General features: G+C 56.5%; 8 protein-coding genes. 5 read left to right on the forward strand and 3 right to left on the reverse strand.

The features are described from left to right. Positions 1 to 10 precede the first annotated feature (10 nt). Positions 11 to 1183 (reverse strand): ABC transporter substrate-binding protein, encoded by a 1173-nt coding sequence (locus J7412_RS10970; RefSeq protein WP_209078668.1) that lies wholly within the window; start codon positions 1181 to 1183, stop codon positions 11 to 13. A 163-nt stretch (positions 1184 to 1346) separates the two neighbouring features. Between J7412_RS10970 and pedF the strand changes: the two genes are divergently transcribed. Together pedF and J7412_RS10980 are read left to right on the forward strand one after the other, a co-directional pair. After that, on the forward strand, positions 1347 to 2009 hold the full coding sequence (pedF, locus tag J7412_RS10975) for a cytochrome c-550 PedF (protein WP_247743892.1): 663 nt from the start codon (positions 1347 to 1349) through the stop codon (positions 2007 to 2009). A gap of 21 nt (positions 2010 to 2030) precedes the next feature. Continuing rightward, complete coding sequence (locus J7412_RS10980; protein WP_247743893.1) at positions 2031 to 2903, forward strand: transporter substrate-binding domain-containing protein; 873 nt, start codon at positions 2031 to 2033, stop codon at positions 2901 to 2903. A gap of 25 nt (positions 2904 to 2928) precedes the next feature. Here J7412_RS10980 and J7412_RS10985 read toward each other — a convergent pair whose 3' ends face one another. Beyond that, complete coding sequence (locus J7412_RS10985; protein WP_247743869.1) at positions 2929 to 4971, reverse strand: NosR/NirI family protein; 2043 nt, start codon at positions 4969 to 4971, stop codon at positions 2929 to 2931. A 114-nt stretch (positions 4972 to 5085) separates the two neighbouring features. Between J7412_RS10985 and J7412_RS10990 the strand changes: the two genes are divergently transcribed. Continuing rightward, entirely contained in the window at positions 5086 to 5880 is a 795-nt protein-coding gene (locus J7412_RS10990; RefSeq protein ID WP_209078672.1) for an ABC transporter permease, read from the forward strand. A gap of 22 nt (positions 5881 to 5902) precedes the next feature. Here the strand turns inward: J7412_RS10990 and J7412_RS10995 are convergent, their stop codons facing one another. Continuing rightward, the gene (locus J7412_RS10995) at positions 5903 to 6490 is read right to left on the reverse strand and encodes a VWA domain-containing protein (protein ID WP_209078673.1); all 588 of its coding nucleotides are present in this window, start codon (positions 6488 to 6490) and stop codon (positions 5903 to 5905) included. 280 nt (positions 6491 to 6770) lie between these two features. Between J7412_RS10995 and J7412_RS11000 the strand changes: the two genes are divergently transcribed. Together J7412_RS11000 and J7412_RS11005 are read left to right on the forward strand one after the other, a co-directional pair. Continuing rightward, entirely contained in the window at positions 6771 to 8921 is a 2151-nt protein-coding gene (locus tag J7412_RS11000; protein ID WP_209078674.1) for a S8 family peptidase, read from the forward strand. Positions 8922 to 9210: 289 nt separating this feature from the next. Beyond that, the gene (locus J7412_RS11005) at positions 9211 to 10518 is read left to right on the forward strand and encodes a serine/threonine-protein kinase (protein WP_209078675.1); all 1308 of its coding nucleotides are present in this window, start codon (positions 9211 to 9213) and stop codon (positions 10516 to 10518) included. Positions 10519 to 10521 lie beyond the last annotated feature (3 nt).

The following is a 10521-nucleotide window of genomic DNA, read 5'->3' on the forward strand; positions in this document are numbered from 1 at the left end:
GGCGGGCCTCCTATTCAAAAGCCGTGCAAGTGGTTTCGGGCTGGTCCTGCCCCAAAGTGTCGAGCTCGGAGACAGGGTGCAGGAAGCCTTCAAGTGGCGCCATGGCCACCAAGGCGCGGGGATGTGTCAGCGGGATCGGTTGGCGCAGCTGGCCGTTCCACGGGCGGAAGGACAGGGGGCGCCCCTTGAAACCCGCCAATTCAAACTCGGGGCTGAGAATAAACGTGCGTAGGGTTTGTAAGTCTGCGGAGCTGGTGCGAGTAACAGCCTCCCCAATCGCGCGCACAGCTGCCCAGGCTGCGTAATCTCGGGGGAGCATTTCACGCTCGGCCGTTTTTTCAAACCGCGACTGGAGCTGGGCAGCCCCCCATTGCTCTACCACGGGTGCCCAAGCGGTGGCGGTCATGCCTTCTGAGCCGGCAATTGGGCGTGGTTCCCAAGTGTTGAAAGCGATGTAACGGCTAAAATCATGAATCTCATCAGCCACGAGCAGAACATCATGGTCTTTCAGTTCTTGTGTGAAGAGGGGCACCTCTTGAGCTGCATTGCGGCGCATGTCAGCGTCGAAGGCCCAGGTCTTTGTTGATCGCAGTTCGAGGCCAAATTTGGTAAGGCTTTCACGCAGCGCGTTTGCATAGGCCTGATCCTGCGCATAGGTACCTTCGATCAATGCGAGCCGGTCCCAGCGGCGTTTGACGAAGAACTGTGCCAATGCATCGGTGCGCATGGCGAGGCTGGGTGCGGTGTGCAGCACATTGCGGCGACAGTTTTCGCGACGAAGCGGATTGTCAGGGGCCGCGACGTTAAAAAGCAGCGCGGATTGTGCTTCGGGCAGATCAGCAATTGCCATCACGATCTCTGCTGGGGCGTCGATGAGGAGGAGAGGGGTTGTTTCAAGAGCCTGCTTCGCGCTGGCGAGCGGGTCTTCTCCCAGATAGACCTCGGTGGTTTCCAAGGCGTAGTCATGACCGAGAAAGCGACCGGTGGTGGCATTGTCTTTGAGCGCCACCTCTGCTCCGGAAACACCAAGGTCTTCTGGCACAGGATCAAGGTTTGATAAGGTCGGGGGCAACTCTCGTTCGACCTTGAGATAGTGCATATTCACATTGATCTCGGCCGAGGCGGCAGCGCTCATTCCAAAGGCTAGCAGCGCTCCAAAAGCAATGGGTTTCAAAATACTCATGGCTGCAGGCTATCTAGACGCATTTGCTGCACCATAGGACTTTAGTCGAAAGAGGTGCCTAAACGAAACTTTGGTCTAATAGCCGCGTGCCCAAACCCCGCTCTAGAACATGAGCAACTTGTGTAAACTGTCTATGGAGGGTCTCATGGCAAATCGGGTTGTGATGGCAATTTCAGTGGTGGCGCTGAGCGCAACGTCTGTTTTTGGGCATGGAGATGTGGCCCCGCAGCCGGTGAACACGGAGGCATTGCCGGATGTGGGTGCCGAATGGCTGATCGAAAATCCGTATCGGGCCATGGGCGAAGAGGTGTGGTCTGAGGCCGTGCGGATTGGGGCGTCAGGCTACAATCAGAATTGTGCGCGCTGTCATGGCCTGGAGGTGATTTCTGGCGGTTTGGCTCCGGATTTGCGCTATCTGGAAGCCGAAGAATACGGGGATGAATGGTACGTGGAGCGGTTCCGGTATGGCTATACGCAGAACGGGATCACCAAGATGCCTGCTTTTGACGAGTTGCTGGGGCAGAAAGCGGCCTGGGCAATCCGGACCTATATTGAAGCCCGCCCTGACGATGGCGCGCTTGATGATGTGACGCCAAGGCTTAAGGAAATTCGAGACGCGCTGGTATCGATTGAGACTGGTGGTGCGGGAGATGTCAGTGCGTTGCAGGTGGAACTGGCGCAGATTGCTTCTGGTGTTGAAACGGGCTCAGGGGCGCCGGTGGCCGACAGTGCGCCGTTTCGGGCGGCAAAATATCTTGCGGCAGAGGCCGTTGACGTCAAGAGTGCTCATGAAGCACTCACCATCGGACTATCGGCGGCACAGTAAGTGAAGAAATACTCCCATGTTTTGATATGCGCAGCGCTGGCCTTTCCTGGGCTAGCGCAGGCACGTTGTGAGAACCATGTCCCCCAACCCAAGCCGCAAAACGCGAGCCGGGATATTGTGGGCGTAGATCTGGACACCATTCAGGAGCGGGGATGGATCGAGTTCGCGGTTTACGAGGATTTCCCGCCCTATTCCTTTGAGGAAAATGGTGCACCAGCCGGGATTGATATCAAGATAGGCGAGCTGATCGCTGAGGACCTCGGCGTCAAAGCCAGGTTCAAATTTGTGTCGCCTGATGAAAACCTTGAGGCTGATCTGCGCAACACGTTGTGGAAGGGGCCAATTGTCGGGGGCGCAGTTTCCAATGTGATGTTGCGTGTGCCTTATGACAGCGAATTCACCTGCCGCGTCGAGCAGGTGGTGTTCACAGGGCAGTATGCCTCGGAAACGATTGCGATTGCTTATGATGAGGCTAAATATCCCGAGGACAAGCCGGTTCCGGCATATTTCCGATTTGACACTGTGGCGGTCGAAAATGACTCGATTGCAGACTTCTACCTGACGAGCCTGATTGGCGGTCGGGGCGGTGGCGATAAAATCCACCGCTTTCCCTCTATGACCGAGGCTATGGCGGCACTACAGGCCGGTGAGGTGATGGCGGCGATGGGGCCGCTGGCGCAGCTGGAATACGGAGCAGGCGACGGGGTCGGTGTGCATCAGCCGCCGTTGCCGGGATTTGCTGTTGGCAAATGGACCATCGGGCTGGGCGTGAACTTCCGCTATCGACCGCTTAGCTATTCGGTTGATGATGCGATTTATGCGGCCTTGCAGGATGGGCGGATCGCAGAGATCTTTGCGGGCTATGGGCTGACCCATTTGCCGCCTGAACGCTAGGGGTTCAGTGCATTCGAGCGCCGCGTCATGCGGACATGCGTTCGCGTGACCGTGCGGCGAGGACCAGTGGCACACACGTCTGAGCGTCGTCGTGGATGGTTACGCAATCCAAACAGCCGAAGCACTCTGAATATTGGATCTGTCCTTTGGGGGCGATGGATTTGTAGTTGCAGCGTACTTTGCAGAGTTGGCAGGGGGAGCCGCATTCTTCGCGGCGCGCAATCCAGTCGCGTCCGCGCAGAAGGCCGCCAATCGCCATGAAGGCCCCCAATGGGCAGACATAGCGGCAGAAGCCTTTGAAGAGCACGGTTGAGAGCAACAGCAGCCCGACTGCGTAGGCGACGTAGTACCATTCGCGAATGAAGAAGGTGGTGATTGCAGTTTTGAACGGCTCGACTTCTGCGGCTTTGTCGATGTGTTGAGGGGATAAGACTATCAACCCCACCAAGCTGGCAAGAATGACATATTTTAGAGCTTTTAGGCGTTTGTCCCAGAGGGTTGAGGGTTCAATTTCCGGTAGGCGTAATGCGCGGCCAATGTGGTGCGCGAATTCCTGTAACGCGCCAAAGGGGCAAAGCCAGCCGCAGAAAAGAGCACGCCCCCAGAGGATAAACCCGACAATTGCCGCGCCCCAAACCAGAAGCGAGAAGGGGTCGTAGAGCAGAAAGGCGTAAGCGCCTCCTTCCCAAGCGGTGCGCAGCACTCCGATGACAGTGACAATTGACAGCTGTCCTTGTCCCCAGAACCCCACGAAGCCAGTCATTACGGCGAGAAAGGTCAGTCGCGCCGGGGTGAACCAGCGCCAGCTGGCGAGCGCGTGCATTTTGGAAAACAGAGCGGCGAACAGGGCGATGAGGCTGAGGCCAAGAACAATAAGGTCGGTCTGCCGATTGCGAAGTGCTTCGCGCCATGGCGGCAACGGCTTGGGGACTTCGGGGCGCGTGAAGAAGCGTACGTCGGTGGAATGTGTGACAGAGAGTGTTTCGCTGCCGATTTGCGGCATGAAAGAGCCGTGTTCGCGCAACGCCAGCACATTAAGTTGCCATTCTGAAGTGGGGTCGAAGCCAAGCCGTCTGTCCGTGCGCAGGATCATCGCGGTGGCATCGTGCAGGTGATCGGGCACATCACGGTGGAGATCGACGAACAGGTCACTATCGCGCAGGGCGACCGGTAGGCCAAATTGCTCCGCTGACAGCCAGTCTGGCGAGGTATTGCGGATGAAGTCTTCTGAAACCAACCCATGGCGGCCCGCTTCCAGCAGTAGCAGGGGTTCGTCAAAGTCGGAGATTTCAAGAAACCCCTGAAGCTCTGTAAAAGTGTCTTCGTCCAGAACTGCGCGCGCGATTGAAGGAGGGCCAACATCGACGATCCAGAGGTCAAGATAGGCACCATCAGGATCATCTTGCGCTTCAGGATCGTCATCGGCCCAGAGGGTGCCTTCAAACACAGCTTCGATTTCGGCGTTGGTGACCAGAAAGCGCTGAGCGAGGCGCTGTTCAACCAGATCGTTCCAAGACAGATCTTCGACATAATCCGGTGTTGGATGGGCGGGCGGACCGGCGGCGACACCCTGCATTTTCTCGCGCGCAATTTGTGTGGTTGCCGCCAGAATGGATTCATGGGCGATCCGCACGCTTGCCGTCGCCTTGGTCACCCCATCAAGGTAGACCAGTGAACCACTTGCGCTTCCTGCATCGCCATAGGGTGTGCCAACCACAAGAGAGGATGCGATGTTGTGGCCGCGGTATTGCTCAAAGAACTTGTGAAAAGCCGCATTGCCGAGACCAGACACAAATATAGGCTCGTTGTGCTGCAAGAGCCGCATATCTAGATAGTTGCCCTCAAGGTCGAGCGTCACCAACACGTTGATTGGCGCGCCGGCGAAACCGGGCAGAGGGGCGAGTGGCTCTGTTTCAAAGATGTAGCCCGCGTGCTGACCACCTGAATTATCGAGCTCCCACAGTCCTTTGTCATTCACCTGATCGCCCAGACTGTAAGGGGGAATAACAAGTTCCGAGAGCTCTTCCTTGGTTAGAACTTCGGCCTGAGCGGCGGTAACCAGTAGCATGAAAATTGTGACGAGAACCCGCATGTCGGAGACGCTAAACTCTGGTGGGACAACTCTAAATGCGACCTTTGTCTAAATTCCAAAGCGGCGCCCTTTCTGGACTGGATGGCACCTATGGCGAAGGCTTTTCAAAACGCAGGCGCATCAGGCACCGCGCGACGTCCCGTCGTGGTGGCGATTTCGCTTTGCGCGTTGATGACACTTTGGTGGGCTTGCGCCTTGGGGATGGCGGATCCAACGGTCCTGCCATCCCCCGTGGAGGTGATGAAGGTGACGGTGGCGGAGGCCAGTGCCGGCGATTTGTGGCACCACATGAGCGCAACGCTCCTGCGTGTGGCAGCAGCTTTCACATGCGCCATGTTCTTTGGCACCGTGATCGGGATAGCACTGGGGCTGATGCCGCGGTTGAACCAATGGGCTGACCCATGGGTGGTCGTGTTCTTGAACCTGCCTGCTTTGGTGGTGATCGTTCTGGCCTACCTCTGGTTGGGTTTGAACGAGTTTGCAGCCATTTTGGCGGTATCCGTGAACAAGACGGCGATGGTGATTGTGACCATACGCGAAGGCGTGCTGGCGCGAGACCGTGCGATTGCGGAGATGGCGCAGGTGTTTCGCATGTCATTGTGGAAGAGGTTACGCCATGTGATTTGGCCGCAGTTGGCACCCTATGTCTCGACATCCGTGCGCAACGGTTTGGCGATGATCTGGAAGATCGTGTTGGTGGTCGAATTTTTGGGGCGAGGGAACGGTGTTGGATTTCAGATCCATCTCTATTTCCAGCTCTTTGAGACAGCGCATGTGATGGCCTATTCCTTGAGCTTCGTGGCGGTGATGTTGCTGATCGAGTATTTGCTGGTTCAGACGGGGGAGACCCGCGCGCGCCGGTGGCGGGGCGCAGAGGTGAAGTAGTGTTCTGGCATTTCGTGCGCATTCAGAACAGCAGCGGACACCCAAGTGTGCGTTGCAGCGCGCTCACCAATTCATCGACGGTTTCGGTCCCGACATAGTATCCGCCTGTGCGCTCTGACAAGCACTGTGCCACGCTGATTTTTTGGTCGTAGTCACTGTCTTCGGCCCAGCTAAACCGATCCCCCCGCACTTTAAAACCGATGACATGCACAGTGAGATCAGTGGTTGCGGCCAATTCGGCAGCCACTTGGCATGGCGCGCCTCCGCAGGTTTCTTTCCCGTCGGTCACAAGAACAATTGTGCCCTTGCCATTGAGTGTCTTGGCCGCAAGGCTCACTGCGTCAGCAATCGCCGTTTCGCCAGCGGGCTGCAAGCGTTCGATGGCTGTGATGACAGGTCCTGCCGCATCCTTCGTCGGAGGAAAGCGGAGATCAAGGCCGGTGCAGGCGTTTTCTCCGCCGGGGCCATAGACAATCAAGCCTAGGCGGCGCGTTAGGGCGATGTCGGGGACTGCCCGTTTGATTGCGCGGCGGGCTTCGAAGATGCGCGGCTCTGAGATGTTGTTAAAGCCCATCTCAGCCATAGAGCCAGAGCCGTCAAATACGATCATGGCGTCTTCGGGGCATTGATTTTGAGCTGCGGCGGCTGAGGTGATCAGACAGAAGGAAAGAGCGAAGCGGAGCATATCGTCAGGGTCGGACCACAACCTGTAGCCTGTCAATCGCGCTTTGGTCGGAAATGTGCGATTTTAGGACGTTGGCCAGCATGTGCATGAAGTCCACACATGGTGATTTTTGATCATCTTAAGATTGTATTTCTGTTTAAGCATTGGCTAGTTTTTTTGGCGCATTGTTGCGCGGCAGATTTTACTGAACTGAAGGTCGAGCAAAGTGAAAATATCCACGTCCAAACTGATCGCATTTGCTTTGCTACCGGCACTCGTGGCCGGATGTGGTGGCGGAGAGGACGACTCCTCCAGCACCAGTGGCGGGGGAAGTGCGGGATCTGGCGCTTCGCTCCCCTTCACAAACAACCCGACATTGCTTGCGTCCTTCATTGACAATCTGGACGCGGTGCGCGGCACTGCCAATCGGCTTTTGACCCGCGATGCGCGCTACCGCCTGCAAAATGCTCCTGCGGGTGTTTATGTGGATCGGAATGGCAATAACCGCCTGGATGCGGGTATCGATGTTGAGCTGAAGGGCAATCCTATCGAAACGGCAGGCATTCACTATGCTCATGCCGCCGGGCTCACTGGGGCAGGCCAGATCATCGCCTTCTCGGACAATGGGTTCCTGACCTCACATGAGGCCTTCTCCGGCAAATCGATAACGACAGGATCCAGCCTGTCTGTGGATGATCATGGGACGTTTGTGGCGTCGGTCGCCACAGGGAATTCCTCAGATATGATTGGTGTTGCACCTGAGGCTGATGTGATCTTCGGGAGCTTCGATACATTTGAGCAACTGACCGAGACAGCGAATGCCGCCCGTAGCGCGGGTGCGGTCGCCCTGAACAATTCCTGGGGATTTGCCAGCCGTCGCGCGAGCCTATCGAACTACAATAGTCTTGTGAGTACCTCAGCGGGGTCTGATTACGTGGATGCGTTGTCGCGGTATGCCCAAGACGGGATTGTGTTGTTTTCGATCTCCAATGACTCCACAATTTCAAATGTAGGTTTGCTTCCAGGGCTTCCTATTTTTGAGCCTTCTTTGCAGGGCAGCTGGATTGCAGTGGTCAACGGTGTGCCAGTCTTGAACGGAGACGACATCGTGGCAGCAGAGCGCGTGTCCGGAGCCTGCCTTGAAGCGGCAGCCTGGTGTATTTCCGCCAATGGCAGTTGGACAGGTGCCAACGCGAGTTCAACGAGCAGCTATGGGTTTGGCACCGGCACTTCTTTTGCGGCACCCACCGTGGCAGGGGCACTGGCGCTGTTGGCAGAAGCCTTTCCAACGATGACAAACAAAGAGCTGCGTGTTCGGCTGCTCGCCACCGCCGACAACGAGTTTGACGGCTTTTCCCAAGATGGCACCGTGGAGCTGGTCCCCGGTTTTGAGCACGCCTATAGCAGCGAATGGGGACATGGGTTTCTCAATGTCGGCGCGGCGCTTTTGCCGATTGGACAATCCACCGTCACGACAGGGAATGGCACTGTCCTCAAGATGGATAAGCCCCTCGTTGTGGCTGGTGGCGCGAGCGGGGATGCTGTTTCGCGGGCGCTGCGCAATGTCGACCTTGTCAGCCGCGATGCGTTGTCTGCCAACTTTGTGGTAAACGCCGCGCAATTCGTGGCGGAGCGCCAGTCGGCACCGCTGTTTTCGCTCGCTGATATCGCAGCTTTTGACCGGATCGAGATGCGCCAGTCTGGTGGCGCTGCGTTCTTCGGGGATCGGCGAAGCATCCTGCTTTTTACAAACAACACAGACCTGGATATTCGGCTTTTCCAATCGACCGGCGACGGCCAAGACAATATGGGGTTTGGCGTCACGCGCGGGTTTGATCTGGGCCTTGCCAGCTTGCACGTCAGTGCGACCTACGGCGATGACACAGCAACTCTCCTGTCGGATTGGAATGGCGGCACCAACTCTTCGATCTTTGCAGTGGATATGGCCTTGTCCGCGGATATCACTGAGGCGGCGCAGCTTAGTTTTGAGTTCGGCTATGCCTTGGGCGAGGAGAACTCTGGCCTTGGTCAAGCTGCGGACGTTCTGATGAATGCCGGAGCGCTCAGATTGTCCCATCATGGGGTGTGGGCACACAATGACCGGCTGAGTGTGGCGGTGTCGTTGCCTGCGGCGATCTCATCTGGCTCCACCTCCGTTGCTTTGCCGGTGCTATCCGCCAATGGTGTTGCCACGACCCGAAGTGTTGCGATTAATCTGGCGCCAGAAGAGCGTGAAATGCGGATCGCGCTGAATTATGTGCGGCCGCTCACCGATCATACGAATTTTGGGGTGTCACTCGCGCATGCTCAGAATCGGGGCAACATCGCCGGAGAGCGTGAAACGGCCATTCTGTTCGGGTTCAGGACGCGCTTCTAAAGAAGCTGTGACTAGCGTTTGACGCGATTTTAATAGTCCTGTTAGGTGTTTGCTAACGCTCCCTTTTGTGAGTTCCACCTTTGAGGGCGGCGACAGGGGTATACTCTCCCTTTGGGCGGCTTTTGAGCTAGCCTCTAAATATTCGCATCAAACCTGAATGGAGTGTCACACCCATTGCGCGGTGATGACACGATCAAAACACATTTCGTTCACAACTTGGCCCTGTCGCTGGGGATCTGCACTCGCATTTCTGAGCCAACAGCCACAGGAACCAAGGGGATGAGCGTGCATGCACGACGCTGAAGAAATATATGCTGCGTTGGCGTCAGGCACCGAGTTACTGCGTGGTCAGTACAAGATCATTCGCCCGCTTGGTCAGGGCGGCTTTGGGCTTACTTATTTGGCGCATGACAGCCTGAACCGCACGGTGGTCATAAAAGAATGTTTCCCGTCTCAGATTTGTGGGCGAAATGGGATCTTTGTGCAGCCGTTTGAGGCGCAAGATACCCAGTATTTCAGCGCCGTTTTGGAGCAATTTCAAGAAGAGGCCCTGCGTCTCGCGGAACTCGATCATCCGGGGATCGTCGGTGTCCACCAGACCTTTGCGGAAAATGGCACGGCTTACACAGCAATGGATTTTGTCGAGGGCGTTGACCTGCTGGATCTGGTCGAACGGGCACCTGGGCGGTTGACCCGGAGCACCATAGACAGCGTTTTGCGGCAGGTTTTAGACGCGCTTCGGTATTTGCATGATCGAGGCATTTTGCATCGTGACATTGCGCCAGACAATCTCATTCTCAGCGAGACAGGCCAAGTCACTTTGATCGATTTTGGTGCGGCTTATGCTTCTAGTGAACACGACGACGGTCAAAAGCGTCGGATGTTGGCGGTGAAGGACGGCTATTCCCCGCCTGAGTTCTATTCGGCAGAGGGCAGTCAGGGATCATATAGTGACATCTACTCGCTAGGAGCGCTCTGTCATCTGATGTTTGTGGGGGATCCCCCGCCGGATGCGCAGACCCGGGCTGAGATGATCGAGGCCGATCAGGGTGATCCTTACGCGGCGTTGGAAACGACAAACTCTGATCTGGATATTCGGCTGTTGATCGCGACAGATCGTGCGTTGACGTTGGACGCTACAGAGCGTCTGCGGAGCGCGGATGACTGGATCAGTGTGATGGATGGGCCGGTTCCCAAACCTTTGGCCGCGTTTGATCCTGCAGTGGTTGGGGTCATCAAAGATCTTGTGAGTGATACAAATCGAGTGCTGCAACCTGGCTTGCCGCACTCGCTCAAAGCGCAGCGGAAAATTGACCAGCCGATAGCGCCGAAACCTCAGAAGCAAAAGCAGTATGTCGATGTCTTTGGCGATCCGATTGAGGACGTTGAGGCCTATCTGGCTGAGCAAGACAAACTATGCAGCGCGCGCGCGCGACAGTCCGAAGCGCTGTTGAAACATGGCGATATGCTGACTGCCGCCGTTGGTGGACGGAAAGCTCCAAGGAATAAGTCAGGCAAAGCCTCTTTGTTTCATCGTTTTTGCGACCGCTTTAGAGCACGTCATGACGTCCCCGAAACCCGTATTTTCCAAACCTGAAGG

Origin of the sequence: Shimia sp. R9_3, from assembly GCF_017743755.1 — a bacterium.
GTDB lineage: Bacteria > Pseudomonadota > Alphaproteobacteria > Rhodobacterales > Rhodobacteraceae > Shimia.